Origin of the sequence: Aestuariibacter sp. GS-14 (assembly GCF_006494365.1) — a bacterium.
Taxonomy (GTDB): Bacteria; Pseudomonadota; Gammaproteobacteria; order Enterobacterales; family Alteromonadaceae; genus Alteromonas; species Alteromonas mangrovi.
In genome coordinates, this window is the sequence record NZ_VHIP01000001.1 from 485,859 (window position 1) to 510,690 (window position 24,832).

The 24,832-nt window shown below is 46.5% G+C and carries 18 protein-coding genes; 16 read left to right on the top strand and 2 right to left on the bottom strand.

The window, feature by feature from the left end; genetic code table 11:
• The first annotated feature begins 78 nt into the window (after positions 1-78).
• Both FJ444_RS02135 and FJ444_RS02140 read left to right on the top strand, forming a co-directional pair.
• Positions 79-2,253: a malate synthase G gene (locus tag FJ444_RS02135; protein WP_140956255.1), complete on the top strand. Its 2,175-nt coding sequence runs from the start codon at positions 79-81 to the stop codon at positions 2,251-2,253.
• A gap of 186 nt (positions 2,254-2,439) precedes the next feature.
• Positions 2,440-3,288: a patatin-like phospholipase family protein gene (locus tag FJ444_RS02140; RefSeq protein ID WP_140956256.1), complete on the top strand. Its 849-nt coding sequence runs from the start codon at positions 2,440-2,442 to the stop codon at positions 3,286-3,288.
• A 22-nt stretch (positions 3,289-3,310) separates the two neighbouring features.
• Here the strand turns inward: FJ444_RS02140 and FJ444_RS02145 are convergent, their stop codons facing one another.
• Both FJ444_RS02145 and FJ444_RS02150 read right to left on the bottom strand, forming a co-directional pair.
• Entirely contained in the window at positions 3,311-4,327 is a 1,017-nt protein-coding gene (locus tag FJ444_RS02145; RefSeq protein ID WP_140956257.1) for an NAD-dependent epimerase, read from the bottom strand.
• 193 nt (positions 4,328-4,520) lie between these two features.
• A complete protein-coding gene (locus tag FJ444_RS02150; RefSeq protein ID WP_140956258.1) occupies positions 4,521-5,282 on the bottom strand; it encodes a serine protease in 762 nt (253 codons plus the stop codon).
• Between the two features lie 57 nt (positions 5,283-5,339).
• Here FJ444_RS02150 and FJ444_RS02155 point away from each other — a divergent pair, with 57 nt between their 5' ends.
• From FJ444_RS02155 to FJ444_RS02220, 14 genes are all read left to right on the top strand, one after another.
• Complete coding sequence (locus FJ444_RS02155; RefSeq protein ID WP_140956259.1) at positions 5,340-6,113, top strand: YdcF family protein; 774 nt, start codon at positions 5,340-5,342, stop codon at positions 6,111-6,113.
• A 204-nt stretch (positions 6,114-6,317) separates the two neighbouring features.
• Positions 6,318-7,115: a PEP-CTERM/exosortase system-associated acyltransferase gene (locus tag FJ444_RS02160; protein WP_140956260.1), complete on the top strand. Its 798-nt coding sequence runs from the start codon at positions 6,318-6,320 to the stop codon at positions 7,113-7,115.
• Between the two features lie 258 nt (positions 7,116-7,373).
• On the top strand, positions 7,374-8,210 hold the full coding sequence (locus tag FJ444_RS02165; protein WP_140956261.1) for a PEP-CTERM sorting domain-containing protein: 837 nt from the start codon (positions 7,374-7,376) through the stop codon (positions 8,208-8,210).
• Positions 8,211-8,384: 174 nt separating this feature from the next.
• Positions 8,385-9,227 (top strand): PEP-CTERM sorting domain-containing protein, encoded by an 843-nt coding sequence (locus FJ444_RS02170; protein ID WP_140956262.1) that lies wholly within the window; start codon positions 8,385-8,387, stop codon positions 9,225-9,227.
• A 104-nt stretch (positions 9,228-9,331) separates the two neighbouring features.
• Positions 9,332-10,963: an FAD-binding protein gene (locus FJ444_RS02175; protein ID WP_140956263.1), complete on the top strand. Its 1,632-nt coding sequence runs from the start codon at positions 9,332-9,334 to the stop codon at positions 10,961-10,963.
• A 127-nt stretch (positions 10,964-11,090) separates the two neighbouring features.
• Positions 11,091-13,826 (top strand): XrtA/PEP-CTERM system TPR-repeat protein PrsT, encoded by a 2,736-nt coding sequence (gene prsT / locus FJ444_RS02180; RefSeq protein WP_140956264.1) that lies wholly within the window; start codon positions 11,091-11,093, stop codon positions 13,824-13,826.
• Between the two features lie 21 nt (positions 13,827-13,847).
• On the top strand, positions 13,848-14,936 hold the full coding sequence (locus tag FJ444_RS02185; RefSeq protein WP_181405029.1) for a GNAT family N-acetyltransferase: 1,089 nt from the start codon (positions 13,848-13,850) through the stop codon (positions 14,934-14,936).
• Positions 14,937-15,080: 144 nt separating this feature from the next.
• Positions 15,081-17,663, top strand: coding sequence for a hypothetical protein (locus tag FJ444_RS02190; RefSeq protein WP_140956266.1), 2,583 nt, complete (start codon positions 15,081-15,083; stop codon positions 17,661-17,663).
• On the top strand, positions 17,660-18,631 hold the full coding sequence (locus tag FJ444_RS02195) for a glycosyltransferase family 2 protein (protein WP_140956267.1): 972 nt from the start codon (positions 17,660-17,662) through the stop codon (positions 18,629-18,631). Before FJ444_RS02190 ends, FJ444_RS02195 begins: the two co-directional genes overlap by 4 nt.
• On the top strand, positions 18,621-19,739 hold the full coding sequence (locus FJ444_RS02200) for a glycosyltransferase (protein ID WP_140956268.1): 1,119 nt from the start codon (positions 18,621-18,623) through the stop codon (positions 19,737-19,739). Before FJ444_RS02195 ends, FJ444_RS02200 begins: the two co-directional genes overlap by 11 nt.
• Before the next feature lie 9 nt (positions 19,740-19,748).
• Positions 19,749-20,762: a polysaccharide deacetylase family protein gene (locus tag FJ444_RS02205; protein ID WP_255438904.1), complete on the top strand. Its 1,014-nt coding sequence runs from the start codon at positions 19,749-19,751 to the stop codon at positions 20,760-20,762.
• The gene (locus FJ444_RS02210) at positions 20,759-21,793 is read left to right on the top strand and encodes a GNAT family N-acetyltransferase (RefSeq protein ID WP_140956270.1); all 1,035 of its coding nucleotides are present in this window, start codon (positions 20,759-20,761) and stop codon (positions 21,791-21,793) included. Before FJ444_RS02205 ends, FJ444_RS02210 begins: the two co-directional genes overlap by 4 nt.
• Positions 21,794-21,807: 14 nt before the next feature.
• Positions 21,808-23,706 carry an asparagine synthase (glutamine-hydrolyzing) gene (gene asnB / locus FJ444_RS02215; RefSeq protein ID WP_140956271.1) on the top strand — a complete coding sequence of 633 codons (1,899 nt, stop codon included), beginning with the start codon at positions 21,808-21,810 and terminating at the stop codon, positions 23,704-23,706.
• On the top strand, positions 23,703-24,821 hold the full coding sequence (locus tag FJ444_RS02220) for a glycosyltransferase family 4 protein (protein ID WP_370298008.1): 1,119 nt from the start codon (positions 23,703-23,705) through the stop codon (positions 24,819-24,821). Before asnB ends, FJ444_RS02220 begins: the two co-directional genes overlap by 4 nt.
• Positions 24,822-24,832: the final 11 nt, after the last annotated feature.

Below are 24,832 nucleotides of genomic sequence, written 5' to 3' on the forward strand. Positions count from 1 at the left end.
TACAATAAAAACCATAAACTTAGAAATTATCTGTTAACCCTCTACACTGTAGAAAATACTTTGATCCAGGGGACTATTATGCAGGATTACATTCAACGTGGCCGTATGCAGGTTGCGTCCGTTCTCGACAACTTCATTAACGAACAGGCACTACCTGGCTCAGGTGTCGAGCCAGCTGACTTCTGGCAAGGATTTGAAGCCGTGCTTGCTGAGTTTGTTGCCCCTAACAAAGCACTATTGGAAAAACGGGATAGCTTGCAAGCGCAGCTTGATGCCTATCATCAGGCTGGCAAACCAGCGACAGGCCCCGATTATAAGCAGTTTCTGCAAGACATTGGCTACCTGTTACCTGAACCAGCCGACTTTAGCATTGAAACCAGTAATGTTGACGCCGAAATGGCAACGATGGCCGGCCCGCAACTTGTTGTGCCAATTAATAATGCACGTTATGCATTAAATGCGGCAAATGCGCGCTGGGGTAGTCTGTATGACGCCTTATATGGCACTGACGTTGTCAGCGAGGACGATGGCGCAACAAAAAGCGGTGGTTACAATCCAATTCGCGGAGCCAAAGTGGTTGCTACTGCCCGCGAATGGCTAAATACCTTATTACCTCTGGCCTCTGGCCGTCACGAAGATGCTGTAAAGTACAGCCTTGCAGGCAACACAATTACTGTGAGCATGAAAAACGGCGAGTCTGTGACGTTACAAAATCCGGACCAGTTCAAAGGCTATCAGGGTAGCGTTAAAAGACCGGATGCACTTTTGTTTGAACACAACGGCCTGCACTTCGAATTACAAATCGACAGCTCTCATCCTATTGGCAAAACAGATCCGGCTGGCGTGAAGGACATCCTGGTTGAAGCCGCGCTTACCACTATTATGGATTGTGAAGATTCAGTTGCGGCGGTAGATGCAGAAGATAAAACGCTGGTTTACTCGAACTGGCTGGGCCTGATGAAAGGTTCGTTGAGCATAACCATGGATAAAGCGGGTAAGTCATTCACTCGCAGTATGAATGCCGACCGTCAGTATCAAACGCCTAACGGAGACAGTCTGACGCTCTCTGGCAGAAGCCTGATGTTCGTGCGCAACGTAGGCCATCTGATGACTAACGATGCCATTCTGTTCGACGGCGAGGAAGTACCAGAAGGGATTATGGATGGCGTGATCACATCGTTAATTGCCAAGCACGACCTGCTGGGTAACAGCCCATTTAAAAATACCCGCACAGGCAGTATTTACATTGTTAAGCCCAAAATGCACGGCCCGGAAGAAGTGGCCTTCAGTAACGCATTATTTGGCAAAATTGAAGAGGTACTTGGCCTTGAGCCCTTTACTCTAAAAATGGGCATAATGGACGAAGAACGTCGCACCAGTGTTAACTTAAAAGCCTGTATCGCGGCAGCCAAACAGCGCACCGTATTTATTAATACTGGTTTCCTGGACCGCACTGGTGATGAAATTCATACATCAATGCAGGCTGGCATCTTCGCTGACAAGGCCAGTTTAAAAACCATGACCTGGATTCAGGCGTACGAAAAAGCAAACGTAGCCACCGGTCTTGCTTGCGGTTTGTCGGGTAAAGCCCAAATCGGTAAAGGTATGTGGCCAATCCCCGATCAAATGGCACAAATGATGACTGCAAAAATTGGTCATCCGAAAGCAGGCGCAAACACCGCCTGGGTACCCTCACCTACCGCAGCCACATTACATGCACTCCATTACCATCAGGTGGACGTATTTGGTTTGCAACAAACGCTGGCCGCCGAGCGCTTTAATGGTATAGATGATATTTTGACGATTCCATTGCTAAGCGACACAAGTAGTTTGTCGGATGACCAAATTCAACGTGAAATTGATAACAATGTGCAAGGTATTCTGGGTTATGTTGTGCGTTGGGTGCATCAGGGAGTGGGTTGCTCTAAAGTACCAGATATTAATAATGTGGGTTTAATGGAAGACCGGGCAACGCTGCGTATTTCCAGCCAACATCTTGCAAACTGGTTAGCGCACGGTGTGATTTCCGAAACACGTGTTCAGGAATCACTGGAGCGCATGGCTGCGCTGGTTGATAAACAAAATGCCGACGACCCGGAATACCTTCCAATGACGCCAGATACTGCAAGCTCAATAGGTTTCCAGGCCGCCAGTGAGTTGATATTCAAAGGCAAAGAACAGCCCAACGGTTACACCGAGCCATTGCTGCATCAAAAGCGCAAAGAAATGAAAGCGGCATTACGCGCTCAATAATTTCCAAAGCCACGTCAAATCAAAACGCAGGCCTAATTTCACTTCTTGAAATATGGCCTGCTTTGTTAATATCGTCACTAATCAACTCGATAAACCTCGTTTTTAGTATATGCTCATAAAAGGGTTCCGGAATAAAGCCAGGCCCTCAAAGTGAATTGCTAACCGTTTTACAACACGGGTGAGTGAATGCCAGCAGTAAATAAAATTGTTCCCATTTTTTCCGGAGGCGGCACCAGGCTGCTTGCGCACATTGGTATTTTAAAAGCACTCAGTGATCTTGATGTCCAGTTTTCGTCTTTGGTTGGCATTTCCGGCGGCTCCATTGTTGCAGCACTTCACAGCTACGGGCTGTCGAATACCGATCTGTACAACCTTGCGGTGAATACCGATTTTAAACAGTTCAGGGATTTTTCAATATTTCGCTTACTCCGATATGGTGGGCTTTCATCTGGTGTTAAATTTGAGCGTTGGATGGACAAACAAATCGACGGAATGACCTTTGCCGATGCACCTATCCCGCTACATATTCTTGCTACAGACGTAAACGGTGGCGGACCGGTTATTTTTAATAAAGAACAAACGCCAAACATGCGTGTTTCTCATGCGGTACGGTGTTCCATGTCGATTCCTCTGCTTTTCAGTTTTAAAGTGTATGAAAAGCACATGCTGGTAGACGGCGCGATCCTTGCCGAAGATGCACTATTTCAGGATTGGCAGCGCGATGGCACACCCAATGTGTGTTTCCGGCTTCGCAGTGAAGCGAGAGAGCAGCCGTTTAACCCCAAACGGTTCATACTGCCACAGTATATTGGCTTGTTGATCCGCACCTTTATGACGGCGCTATCGCGGGAATATGTGCATGCCGAGCACTGGCATAACACATTGGTAATCAATACCGGTTCAGCATCTTCAGTTGATTTTGATATGGATGAAACCGATAAGGAAGCCCTGTTTCAACAGGGCTATCAAACGGCAATGAATTTTCTACCGGCAAAACTTCAGCGGTTAGAGCGACCAGTCATGCCGGTTTTGTAACCCGCATACCCCTCCCCGCAAGTTACACGTTATAAAACTCACGATACCAGCTAACAAACGCCTGAATCCCCTGCTCAACACTCACCGATGGCTGATACCCTGTATCAGCAACTAAACGAGAGACATCTGCATAGGTATCAGGCACGTCTCCAGGTTGCATAGGCAGCAAGCGCTTGTCTGCACTCACGCCAAGCGCTTTCTCAAGTGTTTCTATAAAATGAAGCAGATTCACCGGGTTTTGCGCCCCAATGTTGTACACTCGATATGGCGCTTTGCTGGTGGCCGGATTCGGTTCAATGCCACTCCAGCTGTTATCAGTTGCTGCCGGATTATCTAGCGTGCGAATCACCCCTTCAACGATGTCATCAATGTAAGTAAAGTCGCGTCGGTGGTTTCCATAGTTATAAACGTCAATAGGCTCGCCTTCCAGCATTGCTTTGGTGAACTTAAACAGTGCCATATCCGGGCGTCCCCAAGGGCCGTATACGGTAAAGAAACGCAATCCTGTGGTAGGTAACTGATAAAGGTGGCTGTATGTATGCGCCATTAACTCATTGGCTTTTTTACTGGCGGCGTACAGGCTTACCGGATGATCAACATTATGCGATTCAGAAAACGGCATAGTTTCATTGGCGCCATATACTGAACTGGAAGACGCATAAACCAAATGCTTAACAGCGTGATGACGGCACCCTTCAAGAATATTCATAAACCCAACCAGGTTGGCATCAACATAAGCATGAGGATTTTCTAATGAATACCGCACTCCAGCCTGGGCAGCCAGATGTACAACGCAATCGAACTGTTGCGCAGCAAATAACGCCTCCATACCCTCGCGCATTTCCACACCGAGTTTGATAAATTCAAAACGCCCTGAAAAACCAGCCTCTTGCAGTGCTTTTAAGCGTGCGAGTTTTAAGTTTACATCGTAGTAATCATTGAGATTATCCACCCCAATAACCGTATCGCCTCTGGCTGCCAGTACTTTGCTGACAGCAGCCCCGATGAAACCAGCAGCCCCGGTAACGAGCACTTTCATTCTACACTCCTGAGATCTGTGACCCTCACAGACTTTTACTTAACTTGTTTACGAAAGCGCCGTTAGCCTCTAAATACTCTCTGGAACATACACTAACAGAACCGACGTGAAATCGTGCCAAAACAATAAACCAACTCAGTTAGCATTGCCAGCCGCGATAGATCATCCGTTGATCACATCCACTTCCTGTACATCAGATATCGATATTGTATTTGGCCGCCAGCTCTCGCAGATGCACTACGGGTATAGCGTATGATATGCCTGATGGCTTGCTGAGTACGTTTTCCTTTCCTTCAGCAACAAATACTTTATTCATCACGCCTATTACTACACCATTATCTGCACGGTACATAGCGCTGCCACTGTTACCGGGATAAGCCGTTGCATCAAGTTGATAAATCATGAAGGTTTGCTTCAGACGGTCCAGCATGTTGATTGAGAGTTGCGTTGAATTATAAGCAGGCATTGCATCGGGCGTAATAGCAGCCACCATGCCTCTGTGCGTTGCTGGGTATAACCCCAGCACAGCGCCAATCGGATAGCCGGTAAAGCCGACGATTGTGCCTTCGGGCACGTAGGTATCAGCACCAACTTTAAACGGCTTGAGAGCTTCGTCTATCTTGAGAATAGCCAAATCATGCACCGGATCGAATCCCACTACTTCAGCGCGCAGAGTACGGGTGTTTTTTGCGTTACCAACAAATACCGCACGGTATTGCACAACTTCCGGATCCAATGGTTCCGCTATCACATGGTAGTTGGTTGCAACAAATTTGCCGTTACCAATAACGAAACCCGTACCTTGTAACTGATTGGCTGGTGCATTCATTGGCGTGTGTAAGCCAATTCCTACCACCGAGGGTTTTACCTTCTGAATAATATTTACCCAGTTAACCGCGTCCTGTGCGTTGGCAACAAAACTGAAAAATAATAGAAAAAAACACAATCTCGTCATTGCAACTCCTGTCAGTTTTCGTAAGGATGATAGCATGGATGTTTCAGGTCATCGTGCATGGAATCGCTATTTATAGGCTTCGTTAAATACACCGTCAAATTAATGCTGTCACCACTGGTACTAGCATTTATAGTATTCGTTATTGCGTGGGTATGCCATTTAAAACGTCCACAAAAGCGCGTGGCATCGTGGCTCGTTACCTCAGCAATAACGTGGCTTTTTATCAGTAGCCAGTATGTTTTCAGCAATTATCTGCTACGTCCACTCGAGTATGCCTATCCGGTACTTACGCTGCAAAGTACGCGCTGGCAGGAAGCTGCGTATCTGTATACTCCCGGCTGCTATTTTTACGATGTTGATACTGTTGAAGTAAGCCAGTGGCCGCGCTGCTCACTCACCAGATTAACGCAAACGGCTATGATGGCCAGAATATCGGGCCAAACCATTATTGTAACGGCAGGTCATTTTCTGGAAGATCCGCAAACCGATTATGCTCAGGAGGCCAAACGCTTTACCGGGTATATAACAAACAGCCCGGTTATTGCCTTGTCAGAAGGTTCGAATACCGAAGAAGAGCTGATTGCACTGTACTCGTTTACTGGTGATGTCCCCATTTCGGTAGTCACTTCGGCAACTCACATGAAACGCCTGATGCTCATTGCCAAACGTGTGGGATTTTCCCAACTGATTGCTGTGCCAGTTGAACATCTAAGCCCGCCAGACTTTGATATTGTGTTAAATATGCCGTCGATTAGCAGTGTTGAACACACTCACCGGGCACTTTATGAATACGTTGGCCTTCTGTTTGAAACATGGTCAGGTAAAAGGTGAAATCACAAAAAATCCATTCAAGTAAATGTTATTTATAGCGATAACAAAAATAATCCAGTAACAACAGCACCATAAGTATAAGAACGATTTTTATCTACTTGTTTAAAAAGAGTGCTACTATTATTCCAATATGAATGATTGGGTCAACGCCTTATCCAGCCAAATCAATGCCACTGCTAAAGTGGGGTTTCGTCAGAGGTAGATGTGTTTAAGAGTACAAGCCAAAAAATCGGAAAATTATGGCAGGCCTACAAGCGTTTGCGGGAAGCTGACGCTATTTCAAAACACTTTTCTACATTTTTAACCCCGGTTATTGCGCATTCAGACCTGTTACGTGATGAAGTGTATAAAATTCGTCACAACGTATACTGCGAGGAACTTGCTTTTGAGCCCGTCAGAGAAAATGGCATGGAAACTGACGACTTCGACGCCTGGTCACAATATTGTATGATTCAGCATCTGAATACCAAGGCATATGCAGGTACCGTAAGACTGGTAACACCAAGAAGCTCAGATGAGCTGCTTCCTTTGGAAAAATATTGTCTGCATTCCATTGCCCACCCTGAATTTACGCCAGGACATTTCAAGCGAGAGGAGATTTGTGAAATATCCCGCCTTGCCGTACCTGCACAGTTCAGACGACGGGCGATGGATAAATTTGCCGGGGCAGCAACCGGTGCAATTAACGAAACCACCTACTCTGAAACAGAGCTTCGCTGCTTTCCATTTATTGCTATCGGCCTGTATTTAACGGCAGCATCATTAGCGCTTAGTCAGGGTATTCGTCACGCCTTTGTCATGATGGAACCACGACTAGCGCGCAGTATGCGTTTTATTGGCATTAAGTTTGTACAAATTGGCCCTACCATTGATTATCACGGTCAACGAGCGCCTTATTATATCAATGCAGAGTTGCTGTTAAAAAATCTGACACCTGGATTTAAATACATGCTGAAAGACATTCAAACTCAGGTTAACAAGCAAATTCAACAAAACTCCTGAACAACTCGTTCAATAATCAACCAACCCGTTATCCAAATTACCCGATACGTTGTATAAATAGTCTTTTTTGAGCAGGCGTATTAGTTAATTTAAATAACGTCAGTAAAACCGTCATATATGTCGAAAAACTTTACAGCAGCTATTTCCCAGCGACTTGAAGACAACTTAAGTTATTGTTAATTAATATTATTTAAAAACTGGCACACATGATGCTAATAGCTAAGTGCGGTAACTTTCGAATCTTAGAGGACAGTACTAATGAAAGCATTATCAATTTTATCAAAAGCATTACCATTGACGGTAGCCCTGGCTTTTGCATCTACTACTCAGGCTGCAACTATCAGTTTTGGTGGTGTAACTGCGAATGATGGTTCAGGCTTAACCAGTTCATACATTGATCCACTGACTGGTGGACAAGCAGATTATTTCATTGAATCGTTTGACCAAGCAACTAACTTTAGCGGTCTTCCAGGTTCTATTGCATACAACGACCCAGGTTTTGATCAGGAATGTTCTGTTAACAGTGCTAACGGCGGTCCTGCTGGCGTTACAGTAACTGCAAACGCTTCTGAAGTAGGTATTCGCAAAGGTTCTGTTGCAAACGTTGCAGCTGCACCAGCCGGTGACACAACTTGCTTCGGTTACCTGACCAACAACGGTTCTGGTGTTGCTACTACCGTTTTCGATTACAGCGCGCTGTTAAGCTACTACACCACTCTGTATAGCTCAAACACCCTGTTAGGTATTACTTATTTAGGTTTCTACTGGGGTTCAGTAGATACTTATAACGATTTCGAGTTCTACTCAGATGGTAACCTGGTAACATCAATTACCGGTTCACAATTGCTGAGTGCGTTAGGCGGTCAGTCTGGTAACCAGACTTCTTCTAAGTCAAACGTTTATGTAAACATCGATTTCTCTATCGCAGAGCAGTTTGACACTCTGGTAATTAAAACCAGCGGCATTGCAGGTGAGTTCGACAACATCGTTGTTGGTCTGAGCACCCGTGAAATTCCAGTTCCTGCTCCTACAGGTCTGGCACTGTTCGCTTTCGGTCTGATTGCATTAGGCCTACGCTCTCGTTTGAAAAAATAACGAGGTAGAAAGTTTACCGCTAAAAAAGCCGGCCAAGTGCCGGTTTTTTTTACACCTTAACATCCCCGTCGCTTTGCTAAATTCGCAACTCATTGAAAGATAAATTATTTATTTTTTGGCACAATTGATGCTTTATTGTTCAGTGTAACTTTCTTTTTTACAGGGGATAGTAAAATGAACAAATTTTCCAGCTTTACAAAAGCCCTCACACTCACTGCTGCGGTAGTTTTGGGGTCGTCAAATGTTGCAAATGCAGCAACTATTACCTTCGGTGGCGCAACGGCCAATGACGGTTCAGGCTTAACCAGTTCATTCATTGACCCGGTTACTGGTGGTTTATCTGGTTATTTTATTGAAACATTTGATATCGCTACAGGTGATCCTACATTCCCAGGCTCAACTGCTTATACAAAGCCCGGGTTTGAAAGTGAATGCGCGGTAAACAGTTTAAACGGCGGACCAATCGGTGTAGATGTAACGGCCAGTGCATCTGAGATAGGCGTAAGAAAAGGTACGCTTAACAATGTGGCAGCAGCCCCTGCTAACGACACAACCTGTTATGGTTATGTTACCAACAACGGCTCTGGTACATCCTCTATCACGTTTGACTATAACGATTTACTGACTTATTTCACAAGTACGTTAAGTTCCAACACGCTGTTGGGAATTACGTATCTGGGCTTTTACTGGGGTTCAGTTGATACTTACAACGATTTTAAGTTCTATTCCGGCGGTAGTCTGGTAACTCAAATTACAGGTTCGCAATTGTTGTCGGCCTTAGGCGGACAGTCTGGTAATCAATCCAGCCCAGCCTCTAACACCTACGTGAACATAGCATTCTCGATTGCTGATCAGTTCGATACACTGGTAATAGATACCAGCGGTATTGCAGGTGAGTTCGACAACATTGTAATTGGTTTAAGCACTCGCGAAATTCCGGTGCCTGCACCAACTGGTTTAGCGTTATTTGCTTTTGGTCTGGTTGCGCTGGGATTGCGTTCACGTCTGAAACGCTAAAATGACATAAAGTTTTATTTTTTGAGCCGGCTTAATGCCGGCTTTCTTTGTTTTAGCAAAAAAAAAGCTATAGTAGTGGTTACGAGGAATAACCAAGCACTATTATGGATATCTACCAAACACTTCGAAACCATTTCGATTCTCATCCACACGCCGTCATTATCTCAACTGAGCACGCAATTAAAGCTTACAGTGGCACCACTTTTAGCGACCATGCTGCACTGGCGGCAGCTATTAAGATTTCGCACAGAGAAATCATACCGTCTCTGTTAGCACTTGCGAACTCGCATAATTTTGTTGTTCACCCCGTTAGTTCCAACAAAAACTGGGGATATGGTTCAATTACTCAGGATAGTGCCAATCGCCCTATTGTATTGCTCGATTTGTCGGGCATGTGTCAAATAATGCCCACCAGTAAGTCACTAGGGCTCATTACCATTGAACCAGGTGTTACGCAGCAAATGCTCTACGATTACTTGCAGGAGCAAGACTGGCAGCATATGGTGCCTGTAACAGGTGCGGGTCCCAGTTGTAGTGTGCTAAGTAATGCGCTAGAGCGCGGTTATGGCATTACGCCGCATACTGACCACTTCTATGCCTGCACAGCACTTAAGGCATTTATTCCTCATCCTGATTTGTGCCAACAGGAGTACGCTTCTGCTGTATCAGCACTCGATAAAAGCGAAGACGATTTTATAGACAAAACCTTCAAATGGGGCCTGGGCCCTTATTTGGATGGACTCTTTACCCAAAGCAATTTAGGCATAGTGTCAGAAATGACCATAAGACTGGCGAAGAAGCCAAATGCATTCAGCGCCTTTTATATTCAGGTATTCGACGCGGAAAAATTTAAGGAAAGTGTTGAGTTTATTCGAACGCTGCTGGAATCCCAGGCCGGCATGGTTGGCTCTATTAACCTGATGGACAAACGTCGTCTGGTTTCAATGACCTGTAAAAATCCAAATATTGATCAATCCCCTATCATGCCGTTAACGGATGAACAGGTTAATTCGCTTGCTGCTGCTAAGCGCTTACCGGAATGGATGATTGTGGGTTCAATTTACGGCGATCAACCCGTGGTGAATTATGTTAAGAAATACGTCAAAAGACATGCCCGAAAACTTGGCAGAATACTCTTTTCTGATTCACTATTACTGAAAATGGCGCATCGATTTGCGTCGATGCCGCTCGACTTCATTCCCATGTTTAAAGATGTAAAAGCGCAACTTACTTCATTGCAAGAAGGGGTTGAGATTATGCTAGGCAAACCCAACCAGGTTGCACTCCCTCTTCCTTACTGGCGCAATCCATCCAAACAACCAGACAAAGCCTTACCGTTACATCCCGCGGACGACCAGTGTGGCTTACTTTGGTATGCACCGCTTATTGCCATGGATCCATCTACGCTGTCCCACTTTGTCGATTTCGTAAGAAATACAATGCTTCGATTCGAACTGGACCCTTTTATTACGTTTACCAACCTTAAGCACGATTGTATCGACTCGACAGTTCCATTGGTATTCGATAAGCAGGATCCTGCACAAACAGAAAAGGCACATGCCTGTTTGAGGGCGTTGATTGACGAAGGGTGTAAGCAAGGCTTTGTGCCTTATCGTTTACCCATCACAGAACAAGCCAGACTGGATAAAGGCACCCCGTTCTGGCAGTCGATAAAAGTGATAAAACAGGCTATGGATCCGAATAATATTCTGTCGCCAGGAAAGTACGATGCATAATCAGTATAACAATATCCCAGTTCCAGTTACCGCACTGGCCATACCGTTCGTTGAGTAACGGTAGCCAGTCCGCAAGCAAACTGTTATCTTGAAGCAGCACTGAAAAGAGTAGTAGTGAGAGGAAAGGATGCAAATAAAACGTCTGAACGCACTTTGGATTGTTATCGCGTTATCGGCCTGTACGCCAAAGTCGGCCGAAGAGCAACTTGCTAATGCAATGGCATTGGTAGCAGAAGGTGAAAAAGTTGCGGCCATTGTTGAATTAAAGAACGCCGTAATCACTGAGCCGAATAATGCAGAAGCGCGTTACCAATTAGGGCGTCTTGAATTTGAACAGGGACTCTTTGAAGAGTCAGAGAAAGAAATTCGCCGCGCGTTAGATCTAGCCTATCCGGTTGTGGATGCTTACCCAGTCTTAATCCGGTCAATTTTCTATCAGAATGACTTTGATCGCGTATTGTTAGAACTCGATTCACAACCCGTGATTCAGGATACGCAGGTTAAAAGCACACTTGCCTTGTTTAGCTATTTGTCAAAACTAAAAGGTGGAGAGCAGGATCCGGTGATCCCTGCTGAATCACTGAAGCAGGAAGAATTACTGATTGCTCAGGCCTACCAGACACTTGAGCAGGGCAACCCAACGGTTGCGCTGAACATTACACAAAAGTTTACCACGCCCTCAATTGAGCCTTTTGAAAAGCAGCTACTCAAGGGAATGATCTATTCTCTCCAGAACGAACATGTAAATGCCATCATTGCGTTCACTGACGCACTGGAGATCTTTCCCAGTTACCACGTAGCTCGCTTTTTACTTGCCGAACAGTTGATTGAAGATAAACAACTTACTCGCGCCGATGAGCAGGTAGAACGCTTATTGCTGTTAAATCCCAATAGTGGACACGCCAATTACTTAAAAGCACTGATCTATTTCTACCAGGATAATTACGAACAAGCTCTTCAACTTGCAAATGTTGCGTTGCAAAACGATGCTAAACCCGCTCTTGCCAGTTTTGTGGCAGGAACAAGTGCCTACCGCACCGGGCGATTAGAAAGTGCTTTACGCTATTTAAATACAGCGGCCAGCACTTTACCACCTGGCCACCCGACTCACCGCTTGCTCGCACAGGTTAAACTGGAGTTAGGCTATGTTGAGGATGTTGCCAGTAGCCTTGATGGCCTGAGTATAGAGCCCGGTCAGGGAGCTGAAATATATAGCCTCGCAGCCCTGCAAAAACTCCAAAAAGGCCAGCGCGCGGAATCAGAACGTTATCTGTCAAAAGCCCGGACTCTCGATCCGAATAACCCAGTGAGTTTGCTGCGTGAAGGTTTTATCCTGCTGGATGACAATCAGGCATCGGCAGTTGATTCGTTAACACAGGCGTTAAATATTGACCCCAATCTGGGTGAGGCGTGGATCCTGCTTGCGCAGGCAAAATATGAAGAAAAAGGCTTAGCAGCAGCACTCGCCGTTGCTGAGCAATGGGGTGAATTAAGCGCAATCAATGGCGAGTTCCTAAAAGGTATTTTGTACCTTCGCGACAATCAGGAAGTCGAGGCGGGTAAGCATTTTAGTCAGGTACTTAAGTATGACCCTGAAAATACTGCTGCCCTACGCTATATGATGATTGGTAAAGCTCGCCAGGACAAGTTTGAAGACGCCATGGTATATGCTGAAAAGCTGCTGGCTCTAACCCCCAATGATTTGCAAAACCTGATTGATGTTGTCAATATCAAAATCGGTCAGGGCCAGGAATCTCAACTTGAAAGCTACCTTACCCAACGAATAGCAGCATTCCCTGACGCCTCAGCCCCCGTTTCAGCCCTGGCATTTATTTATTTGCGCTCACAACAGCCAGATAAAGCCATTAGCTTACTGAAGAAAGTGGAAGACCCACAGAATTTTGGTATCTACCAGGCATTGGGTGATGCCTATGTAGAAAACGGTGAATTCAGCCAGGCCGTAGAAACGTATAAAGACTGGACGGATAAATTCCCAACCGACAGAAGAGGCTGGTACCGCTTGATTTCTACTTACCAATTCATGAGTAATTTTGACGGAGCAATGGAAGCCACACAACAAGCCAGAACCTACTTCCCGCAAGATAAGCGCCTGGTGTTACTGGAAGCGCATTTAGCCGCATCAACCGGCAAGTTTGCACAATCCAAACGTGCAATTTCTATTCTAGAAGAAGATGGCAGTGAATTGGCCGCGCTGACCCACACCCGGGGACTATTGGCACTGAATGAAAAGCGTTACTCAGACGCAGTAAAGTTGCTTACCGCTTCCTACGAAAATAACCCTGGATTTGCGGTCGCCAGACTGCTGGCTTTTGCACTGGCGGGGGCCGAAGATGCAAAGTCTGGTTTGAACTATTTACACACTGAGGTCGGCAAATCTCCGGAAAATACGTTATATAAATTTGTAACAGCCGAGTACGCTACTGCTTATGGCTTTTATAGCGACGCCATTACCCTGTATGATCGTATCCTCGTAGAAAAACCTAACGACTTTGCAGCACTCAACAATCTGGCAGGCGTTCACACTCAAGCGGGGAATTACGACAAGGCGCTGGAGGCGGCCAAAGCCGCGTTTAGTATTGCACCAGAGTCTGAATTTGCACTTGATACTCTGGGTTATATCCTGATCAAAATGGGTGATGTTAAACAAGGCCGAAGTTACATTGAAAAAGCACTTGGCAAAGCAGCAAATAACAAAGAAATCCAGTTACATGCAGCAGAAGCAATGATTCTTGACGGCGACAAAGCCAGAGCCAAAAATATGCTCGGCAGAATTTATCCAACGTCATCCGCGCAAAAATCCTTACACAAGGCGCTAATGAAGAAGCTCGAAGAACAACAATAGCGGTAATATCAGAGCATGCCGTTGCAACTGTTAGTCCAAAAGACCTTCAGCCTGAATGATGTCGCACATGCGACATCACTTCTGGCTGCAAATATTCCTTCTGCCACACCATTTACTAAGCCATTTTGGCTCATACCCTGGCTGCAGCAGAATGAAGACAAATCACCGTTATGGCTGCAATGCTTTAGTGGCGATACCCTGGTTGCCTCGGTGTTTGTGGTCCTCTCTCCTCCCAAAGGGATCCGGTCTCCCTTTACCTGCGGATGGTTCAACAAGACCGGCGACATGCTGCGCGATCAAATCTGGATTGAGTTTAACGACCTGTTAGCGCTGCCAGAGTGGCACGACAAAGCGGTAAGGTTAGTTCTGAATTGGTGTAAAAGTATAGCCCGGGAATGGCGTTTGGAAATCACTGCCAATCCCTCCTCCTGGTTGAATCACCCGGATTTTTTCGCCGAATCAACCGCGATCCCTGGCTATGCAGTTTTACTGGAACCCGCTTTTACCAGCAAGGACAATTATCTTGCACAATGTTCCAGCAATACCAGAAGCCGAATTCGCAGAGCGATTAAATACCTGCAAGCGCATTATGGAGACATCACTGTCCGCTCGTTCGGTAGTAAGCCGCCTGAACCCGTTCTGGAAGAATTAGCTCGGTTTCATGCAGACCGCTGGCAACATACCGATCAGGGAAGCGGATTTAATAACCCTACGTTTAAGGCATTTCATCAAAGCCTGATGCGGTCTTCATCAAGCGACCCACATTGTGAGATTTTAGGCTTTTTTGCCGGTGATCTCTGTATTGGTTATACGTACAACTTGATTTCAAATGATCAAGTGTATTTTTACCTGTCTGGAATCAATTATCTCGAATCCTCCAATCGTTTTCAGCCCGGACTGGTTTTACACACCTACGCGATAAGCTATTACGCACAACGCGGCTGTTCCAAATATGATTTTATGGGCGGCGAAAGTCAGTACAAACAGTCGTTATCTAACCATCATTACCACCTTTTCATGATTCGGTTATTGAGAAAAGATTGGTTAACACGTCTATTCGTAGTCGCAAAAGCGTTGAAATCTCAAATTTTTAATATAAAAAAGCAATAGATTTATCTTTTCTGTATTTTTACACAGCGAATAACGGTAGAGTTTAGCTAACAAATAATTAAACAAACTCACTTTGACGCATTCAGACGATTTGGCAGTGCTAAAAAGCGAAGTTCATAAGTTCGATCAAGCAATCTTTGACACATGCAATCACAACATCACTTTTCATTACGTGTGCCAGAATCCGGTAAAGCCGATACTGCGTCGTTTTCTATTGGCATCCCGTTGTCCCAGGGACTCTGTTATGTTCACCAGCCACTTCATTGTAAACGCAACGACAACCAACTTGTAATGTGTGCTTTTACCCCCTTGGCATGGTGGCCTGATCACTCCGTAAAATGGCTACTGTTAGAAGGTCATACGCCTGTAGCTGGTATTAACGAGAGTCAGTTCTGGGTCGAACCAAAGCAAACAGCTGCTATAAAAGTGAATCAGGAGCATGTCGCATCGCTTGAGTCAGAATCAACGATTTCACTCACTACCTGTAATTGGGCGTGCCAGTTAAGTAAAACCACATTGTTCGACGGCTATTTTATGCTGGCTGGAAAACGCTGGACGTTTTCGTTTAACAGCCAATTTACCGGTGAATTCAGCGAATACCACAGTAGCCTGACTGACTGGCATGTCGAGCCCAAATATTGCGATCAACCCGATGGCTCTCCGGCCTTTATCCACCTTGCGTTGTACTATGAATTGTCTTCCGGGCGCCCTGATTTAGCCCCAATTAAGCTTCAGGTTAAACTGGGCTTCGAGCCCGCCCTGGGGCTCGCCAGGATTACCACTACAATAACGAATACCAACCCGGCTGAACACAACGGCGGCACCTGGGATTTGGGCGATCCCCGTAGTGTATTTATCGACAATATGTCCCTATCGATTAGTAGTGAGCAAGCCTACGCAGCTATTCAGGTATCACCAGATACCGCTATTGTTTCGATTAATCTCGATGGCCACTTATGGCAACGAGCCAGTGGAGGGTCCCGTTGGGATAGCCCCAATCACTTAAACCATGCCCGCGAGCTTTCAATACATGATCCAGCTACACACTTTATTGTTGATGGCATCACTCAACAGGCGCCTGCGCGTCCAGAGCCTGCCGCACTGCTAACAAGCCAAAACGTACAGTTATCTGTTTCCCCAGACAGGTTCTGGCAAAATTTTCCAACCTCGCTGGCTGCAGAGCCCGGTAAAATTTCCTGGTCTATGTTTAAAGCTGAGCCTGGGTTGCCAGTAGAACTGCAACCAGGCGAACAAAAAACACACAGCGCGATAATACAGGCCAAGTCAGAAACCGTTGCCAAAGCCATCATTGCTAACGCAACAATTTCAGCGGATTGGTTTGCATTAACCGGCGTATTTCCCCGTTTGTCTGAACATTTGTTAAGTGACCCGTTGCAATCACTGATAGGCGAGGGCCTTGACGGACCCAGCTCGTTTTTTGCCAAGCGCGAAGCGATCGATGAATATGGCTGGCGGCACTTTGGTGATTTATATGCCGATCATGAAACCGATGGCTACACAGGCGACACTCTGTTTACATCGCATTACAACAATCAGTACGATCCCTTACTGGGTTTCCTGAAACAATGGCTCATTAGCGGCGATCAACGCTGGCGCGAACTGGCTGACGATCTGGCCAGACATATCATTGATATTGATATATACCACACCGAACTGGACAAGCCAGAATACAATCAGGGGCTATTCTGGCACACCGACCATTATTTGCCGGCTGAAACCGCAACACACCGCACGTATTCCAGGCACCACAAGGGTAATGCCTATCAGGATCATGCTGGCGGTGGCGGCCCGGGTGGCCAACATTGTTACACTACCGGATTACAACTGTATTATTTTCTTACCGGTTGTCAGGCTGCTCAACAGGCCGTGCTGGGCCTTACCGACTGGATCACAACGGTATACGAAGGCGACGATACCCTGTTTGGTTTGCTGTTAAGCTATAAAAATCGCCATCGCATCGATTTGAAGAATATCAGCACCGGCACTTACCCACTCGACCGGGGTACAGCCAATTACATGATGGCGCTGTTAGACAGCTTTGAAATCACCAACGATCTGCAGTACTTACAGCAGGTGTCGTACATTATTCGCCATACGGTATCACCAGATGACGATATTGCTGAAACACGAAACCTGGAAAATGTGGAAAACTGTTGGTTTTATACTGTATTTCTGCAGGCAGTGTGCCGCTATCTGGACATTCAGAGCGTCGTGGGTAAAAACCAGGACTATTATTACGCGGTTGCCTGTTTAGTGCATTACGCCCACTGGATGGCAGACAACGAATATCCTTATCTGGAAAAGCCTGACATTCTGGAGTACCCCAACCAAACCTGGTCGGCGCAGGATTTGCGCAAAGTAGCGGTACTGTCTATTGCTGCCACCTATACCAGTGAGGACAATGCGTTGCGTTTCAGAGCGAAAGCCGCCGAAATAAAACACTACGTTGTAAATGCAATTAGTAGCAGCAACGAAAAACACTACACGCGCATCTTAGCGTTACTGATGCAAAACTATGGCATTGATACTATAGAATGCACAACGTCGCCCACTGTCGTGGAAACCGCTGGAAAATTTCCTGTGAGTATTCAGCGCGATAAGGGCTGGCAAGGTTATGTTTTCCATGTAATAAAGAGACTGTCCGTTAAGCGCGAGTGGCAGCAGCTACAAAAACGCGTGCCAGCATTGCGAAGGAAGCTGTCATGACAAATCACACAATCAGCTTTGTGATCCCACACAAAGGGCGTGAGGAAATGCTGCGCGAGACACTGTTATCCATTGCAGCTCAGGATTACCCGGCAGACGCAATGGAAATCATTCTGGTTTCGCAAAATACCGAAGTATCGGAGGCGCTTAAGCAAGCCTGCGGCGAGGTATCGTTTCAGGTGATTTTTGCCAAACCAGAGCAGACTATCTCTGCCTCACGTAACCGGGGCGCAGAGCTGGCGAGTGGTAATTATCTTGCGTTTCTCGATGCCGATATTCAACTCTCTCGCAACTGGTTAGCGGCCTGCCTGGCGGTATTGACAGAGCGCCCTGGTACCAGACTGGTCAGCGCCATGCAAATACCATCCGACAGTCCCACTCCGTTGGAGCACATTCGCGTGGCTCTGAGCAATGCCGCTATCGACTGCCCGGTTGACTTTTTACCCGGCAGGAACCTGTTGCTAACCAAAGAAACATTTTATGCCGCGGGTCAATTCCCGGAGCACCTGATAACGTGTGAAGACTACTATTTTACCGACAAGGTAAATCAACTCGGTGAATTGTTCTATACCAGTGCAGCTCAATATGTGCATATTGGGGAAGATAAGCAATTAGGTGCCATGTTCGAGAAGGAAATATGGCGTGGCCAGTCTAACCTCGCCTCCGTTAAAGACCGTAGAATCCCATTACGTGAGTGGCCGAGCTTTATTGTGCCACTGGCCATGCCCGCCTGTCTGCTAGTGGCTTTGCTTAGCCTGATTGCAGGTTTTACCGTGTTTGCGGTATTGTGTTTGATAGCAGCCGGACTTCCAGTGCTAGCCTACAGTACACGACTGTATAAGTTAGTCAGACCAAACACCTCATTGCTTGAGGTGATAAAGTTTTATTGTGTGTATTTCCCAGCCCGCACCATTGGTACACTGGGAGGAATAATAAAAACCTTTGGAACATCGTCTTATGGAAAATAAAAAAATAAAAATATTACAGTTCATTTGTTCCACTGGTTTCTATGGTGCCGAGCGCTGGGTGTTGGCCCTTGCCAGCCACCTACCTTCCGACACCACTGAGTCACTACTGGCCACCACGCTGGAAACAGATTCACAGGATTTGGAACTGGTTAAACAGTTTAAGCAAAAATGCGGCAGAACGTTTGAACTGCCAATGAAGCACAAATTCGACATTTCAGTAGTCGACAAACTGGTAGCGCTAATTAAACAAGAAAATATTGATATTATTCATACACATGGATACAAGTCAGATATTCTTGGTGTGTGGGCGGCGAAAAAAGCCGGTATCCCTTCTGTTGTTACCCCACACGGCTTTGAAAACGCTAAGGATTTGAAGCTACGCGCTTTTATCTGGCTGGGTTGTCAGGCTATGAAGTACGGCGATGCAATCGTGCCGTTATCCACGCAACTGATGAAAGATATGCACCGCATTGGTGTTCGCAAAGACAAATTGCATTACATTCAGAATGGAGTGGACTTATCGGAAGTAGAAGCGGTTCGCACCGATGAGACTATACCGGCAGAAACCGAGAAGCTGCGAGTGGGTTTTATCGGACAAATGATCAGTCGCAAAAATATCGACGATATCCTGACCATTTTTGATGATTTACATCAGGAAGGTATGCCAGTTGAACTGTTGTTCCTTGGCGACGGAGACGACCGCGCCCGCCTGGAAGAAAAAGCACGCTCGCTGCCCAGCACACCCGATATTCACTTTTTAGGGTTCCGCGATGATCGCCTGGCTATGCTCAAAACCTTCGATTTATTTGTGATGACATCCACCTTGGAAGGGGTGCCACGTTGCCTGATGGAAGCCTGTGCCATGGGCACCCCCGTAGCGGCTTATCAAATTCCGGGAATCGATCAGTTAATTACTCACAATGATACCGGTCTGCTGGCGCCACTGGGTGAACGGGAAACACTGAAAGGCTATTGGCGTGAGATGTTATCTGATACCATCAAAGCAAAAGAATATGGTCTGCGTGCAAAAGCGTTTGTAGAGGAACACTTCTCTGCACAACGCATGGCCAATGAATACATGGCGCTTTTTAAAGACTTGCAACGCTAAGGAATGGCTATGCTGCATCAACAACCTGCTTCAACCTTGTTTATTCTCACCATTGACACCGAAGAAGAGTGGCAGTGGGATGGCCCTTTTCCGCAGGATAATTGCCAGGTTGAAAACGTGCAGCGCATTCCACAATTTCAGTCTTTTTGTGAAGAGATGGGTATTCGCCCTACGTATTTTGTCGATTACGCTGTAGCAGCTAATCCCAATGCGGTAAAAGCCATTAATCAGGCGCGTCAGAATAATCACTGCGAAATTGGTGCCCATCTGCATCCCTGGTGTAACCCGCCCTATTTTGGCCAAACCAATGAAGCAGAATCCCACGTGGTGAATTTGCCATTAGCGCACATTGAAGCCAAGCTGGACGAATTAATGCGGGTTCTCACAGAACAGTTCAATACGCAGCCCAAATCTTTTCGCACTGGCCGTTGGGGGATCGACAGTAAAGTGCTTACTTTGTTGGCTGAACGAGGCTTCCGCGTCGACTCCAGCGTATATCCGTTTTACCGAAATGAGTATTTCTCCTGTGAAGGCTCGCCTCTGGTACCTTACTGGCCTGATTTTAATGACCCTTTATCACCCGGCCACCAGCGCCAGATTATGGAAATTCCGGTTACGGCCGGATTTAACCGTCGGGACTACGGTTTTAGTGAAAAACTACACCGACTCGGAGAAACCGCGCCATTAAAATTACTCCACACCATTGGATTATTGTGGCATTCCCGACTGTTAAGAAAAATCTATCTGAGCCCGGAACTAAACGATGAGCAAAATCTGTGCATGCTGGTAGATACAGCCATAAAGCGCCAGCACCGGGTAATCCATATGTACTTACACAGTTCCAGTCTGATTGACGGCGCCACTGGATTTTTTGAAGAAACCAACTCATTGCAGATTATTTGCCAGCGTATCCGCGCGACCGTGGAACATTTGCAGCGCCTCACTCCCGTAGAATTTTGTACCATTACCGAAGCGTGCGAGATACTCAATGCCCGCAGTACACAACAAGCAGTATTAACATGAAGATAAGACCCGCCACGCCACATGATAAAAATCGTTGGGATGCGTACGTTGAAACACATCCACTGGCCACCCCTTATCACCGATTTGCCTGGGGCCAGGCGTGCGAGCAAGCTTATCAACAGCCTATGCAATATCTGATAGCAGAGGACGAGCAACAGCAGTGTTGCGGCGTGCTACCCACCATTCAATTTAAGCGTCCTTTTTCTGCAGCAAAAACCATCGCATTGCCCTATTGCGACACCGGTTATGCACTTGCCGACGACGAGGCAGTGCAAACTGCCCTGCTGCGTCAGTTGGGTGCAGGTGCCGACTACCGTGATGTGCTTCACCAACCCGCCGATCCTGACACATTGCAATCCGGCCAAAAAGTGGTGCTTAGACTCCCTTTGCCAGACAACAGTGACGCACTGATGAGCGGATTTAAATCGAAGTTGCGCAGCCAGATTCGCAAGGCTGAAAAAAACGGTTTACACACGGCGTTGAGTGACAATACCCAGCCACATCTCTCGCTGCTTCCTCACTTTTACGACGTGTACAAGCAAAACATGCGATTACTGGCGTCACCGGCGCATGCGTATTGCTGGTTTGAGGCCATCGTCAGCGAGTATGCAGACAATGCAAGAGTGTGTGTGGTTTATCAGGGTGATACGCCTATCGGTGCCGGCATAGTGTTAATCAATGGTACTGTTGCTGCCATTCCTTGGGCGTCAACCTTGCCTGAATATAACCGTCTTGCGCCAAATATGTTGTTATATTGGTCATTACTGGCGAACGTAACTGATGCTGGTATGCAAACCTTTGATTTTGGTCGCTCATCATTTGGTGAAGGTACATTTAAATTTAAGACCCAATGGGGCGCATTGCCTTACTCTTTGAACTGGCATGATGGTTCATCAGGCAACCAGCCACAGGCTGTGGAAACCGGTCCATCAGGTACTATCAGACAACTGGCAGAAACCCTATGGCCCAAACTGCCATTAGGGTTCACTGTAGCCATTGGCTCAGCTATTCGGCGTTACATTAGTTTATAAATCGGGAGAGCCTTATGTGCGGCATTGCAGGATTTAGTCGTTTTCAATTCGAAGCCGGGGATGAGTCACTTCTGACCAGCATGGGCCAGGCCATACTGCACCGAGGCCCCGATGCTGGCGGTACCTACATAGATGAACATGTTGGATTATGTCACCGCCGTCTGAGTATTCTGGATTTGTCTGCTGCAGGCAACCAACCGATGTTCAGTAAAGATCAGCGCTACGTTATTGTCTTCAATGGTGAAATTTACAATTTTCTGGAGCTGCGTGCCGCGCTGGAAACGGAAGGTCACGTATTTTCAACCCACACCGATACCGAAGTCATTATTGCCCTGTATGCCAAAATGGGCGTGGAATGCCTTGCTGAACTCAACGGTATGTTTACCTTTGCTATCTGGGATAAACAAGAGCATACGCTGTTTATTGCCAGGGACAGAATGGGTAAAAAACCGCTGTATTACACCTATGAACAAGGCAAGCTGGCTTTTGCATCGGAAATCAAAGCCCTGCTGCCTGTACCATTTGTAGAACGCGAGATTCGAGATGACGCGGTATACGACTTTTTTGCGTATCAGTATATCCCTGATCCAAAAACCATATTCAAAGGTGTGCACAAGTGTCCACCTGCTCACTACATGTTTTACAAGAATGGAGAATTGACCTGTCAGCAATACTGGGATGTTGATTTCAGTAAGGTAAGTCAGGCCAGTGAAGAGGAACTCACCAACCAACTTCGGGATTTAACCGCCCATTGCACACGCCAGCGCATGATTGCAGATGTGCCGTTAGGTGCCTTTTTAAGCGGTGGAGTGGACTCCAGCGGCGTGGTCGCCATGATGGCACAACAGTCTGAAAGTCCGGTAAAAACGTGTTCTATCGGATTCGACGAAAAGCGTTTTAATGAAACCGAATTTGCCAGAATTGTCGCTGAACAGTACCACACCGAGCACCACGAATTCATTGTGCACGATAATGTAAGTGATAATCTTGAACACATTGTCAGCTTTTTTGACGAGCCCTTTGCCGATCCGTCATTGGTACCCACTTATTTTGTATCGAAGCTAGCACGTCAGGAAGTCACGGTAGCGATTGCCGGTGATGGTGGTGATGAAGTATTTGCAGGCTACGAAAAATACAGCATTGACGCCATTGAAAACGATTTGCGCAACAAGGTACCAACATGGATAAGAAAAGCCATTTTGCCTAAAGTGGCCAATTTAGTGGCGGGCTCAGGTATTTCCGTGTTGAAAAAAGTGAAGTCGTTGTGCGATAGCTTGTCGTGTGATCCAGCTATGGGATTTTATATCACTAACTCACAAATCGACGACCGTCAGTGGCAACAGCTCGTGAAGCCCGATTTTGCCGCCAAGCTAGGCGCTTATCATCCCAGTAAAATTACCCTGGACGCTTATGAAAAAGCCAATGGTCCCGACCATTTGTCGCGTATTTTGTATACCGACATGAAAACCTATTTACCAGGCGGCATTCTGGTAAAAGTGGATCGCATGAGCATGGCACACTCACTTGAAGTGCGCGCGCCAATTTTAGATCGCGACGTGATTGAGTTTGCAGCCACCGTACCGTCTGCTTTCAAATTCAAAAACGGCGAGAAAAAACACATTTTAAAAGAAGCATTTAAACCGCTTCTTCCAAACGACATTCTGTACCGTAAAAAAATGGGCTTTTCAGTACCGCTCGACCAATGGCTTCGGGACGAAATTAAAGCCATCGCAGAAAAATATTTGTTTGCTGAACAAGCAGGCTTGCTCACTTATTTTAATGCCAGTGCCATCAAACAGTTATGGAACCAGCATCAATCGGGTTCTCACCAGCACGGTACGGTTTTGTGGAGCTTGCTGATGTTTGAAATGTGGTATCAGCGTTATATGAATAACACCGGAAAAGCCGCGTGAGTAAAGCCTTCAACGTAATGCATATTACCTATGACATGCGCATAGGTGGCACGGAGATGGTGATCAGGAACCTGATCGAGGGATTTAACAACCCGCTTGTTCGCATGTCTGTGTTTTGTATCGAGGAACCATTGGGCCCTTGGGGGCAGGATTTAGCGAGTAAAGGCATATCTATTACCACGGTAGCAAGACAACCCGGTTTCGATCGCTCGCTCATAAAAGCAATTCGGCATCATATAAAGCATAACAATATCGATATTATCCATTGCCACCAGTACACCCCCTGGGTTTACGGTGTATTAGCGGCAGCCGGACTCAATACCCGGGTGATATTTACTGAACACGGCCGTTTCTACCCCGATTTTGGCACATGGAAACGCAAACTAATCAATCCGGTTCTGGCTTGGTTTACCGATGCCAGTACGGCCATTTCAGCGGCTACAAAGCAGGCACTCATTACTCATGAACATCTTTCTGCCAGTAAGATTGAAGTGATTTATAACGGTATCCAACCGGTTAGCCCGGTCACCATTGATGAACAAGCCGCGCTAAAATCAGCGCTGGGCATAACAAAAGATCAAACAGTATTTGGCACCATTGCCCGATTTGATCCGATAAAAAATCACCTCATGATGTTGCGCGCGTTTAAGGATGTACTCAATGCGGGGGTGAATGCGGTGTTGGTGATAGTTGGCGATGGCGAAATGCGCGACGCTATTACAGCATTAATTGATGAATTGGACATTGGCAATCAGGTGATCTTAACGGGTTATCAACCCCAACCTGCCAGATACCTGTCGATTATGGATATATTCCTGTTGTCGTCTTTTAGCGAAGGGACATCAATGACACTGCTTGAAGCCATGTCACTGGGCAAGCCTTGCGTGGTAACTGATGCGGGCGGCAATGGTGAAGTGATTGCGCATCGTCAAAACGGGCTGGTAACAGAGAACGACAACCAGGCGGAGTTTGCCAGCGCGATGCTGGAACTGGTAAACGACTCGTCGCTTTATCAGGCTTACCAACAACAAAGCCTGGCCCGGTTTAATAACCTGTTTACGGTAGACGCCATGTGCGATGCTTTTCAGACGATTTATACTCGGGTAATGCAGTAAATCCCCCGGTT

Excerpts from the sequence above, each read along its gene's own strand:
- FJ444_RS02190 (WP_140956266.1), top strand. The coding sequence starts at position 15,081 with ATGCAATCACAACATCACTTTTCATTACGTGTGCCAGAATCCGGTAAA.
- FJ444_RS02195 (WP_140956267.1), top strand. The coding sequence starts at position 17,660 with ATGACAAATCACACAATCAGCTTTGTGATCCCACACAAAGGGCGTGAG.
- FJ444_RS02150 (WP_140956258.1), bottom strand. The coding sequence starts at position 5,282 with ATGACGAGATTGTGTTTTTTTCTATTATTTTTCAGTTTTGTTGCCAAC.
- FJ444_RS02145 (WP_140956257.1), bottom strand. The coding sequence starts at position 4,327 with ATGAAAGTGCTCGTTACCGGGGCTGCTGGTTTCATCGGGGCTGCTGTC.
- FJ444_RS02200 (WP_140956268.1), top strand. The coding sequence starts at position 18,621 with ATGGAAAATAAAAAAATAAAAATATTACAGTTCATTTGTTCCACTGGT.
- asnB (WP_140956271.1), top strand. The coding sequence starts at position 21,808 with ATGTGCGGCATTGCAGGATTTAGTCGTTTTCAATTCGAAGCCGGGGAT.
- FJ444_RS02155 (WP_140956259.1), top strand. The coding sequence starts at position 5,340 with ATGGAATCGCTATTTATAGGCTTCGTTAAATACACCGTCAAATTAATG.
- FJ444_RS02175 (WP_140956263.1), top strand. The coding sequence starts at position 9,332 with ATGGATATCTACCAAACACTTCGAAACCATTTCGATTCTCATCCACAC.
- FJ444_RS02205 (WP_255438904.1), top strand. The coding sequence starts at position 19,749 with ATGCTGCATCAACAACCTGCTTCAACCTTGTTTATTCTCACCATTGAC.
- FJ444_RS02135 (WP_140956255.1), top strand. The coding sequence starts at position 79 with ATGCAGGATTACATTCAACGTGGCCGTATGCAGGTTGCGTCCGTTCTC.
- FJ444_RS02140 (WP_140956256.1), top strand. The coding sequence starts at position 2,440 with ATGCCAGCAGTAAATAAAATTGTTCCCATTTTTTCCGGAGGCGGCACC.
- FJ444_RS02170 (WP_140956262.1), top strand. The coding sequence starts at position 8,385 with ATGAACAAATTTTCCAGCTTTACAAAAGCCCTCACACTCACTGCTGCG.
- prsT (WP_140956264.1), top strand. The coding sequence starts at position 11,091 with ATGCAAATAAAACGTCTGAACGCACTTTGGATTGTTATCGCGTTATCG.
- FJ444_RS02210 (WP_140956270.1), top strand. The coding sequence starts at position 20,759 with ATGAAGATAAGACCCGCCACGCCACATGATAAAAATCGTTGGGATGCG.
- FJ444_RS02165 (WP_140956261.1), top strand. The coding sequence starts at position 7,374 with ATGAAAGCATTATCAATTTTATCAAAAGCATTACCATTGACGGTAGCC.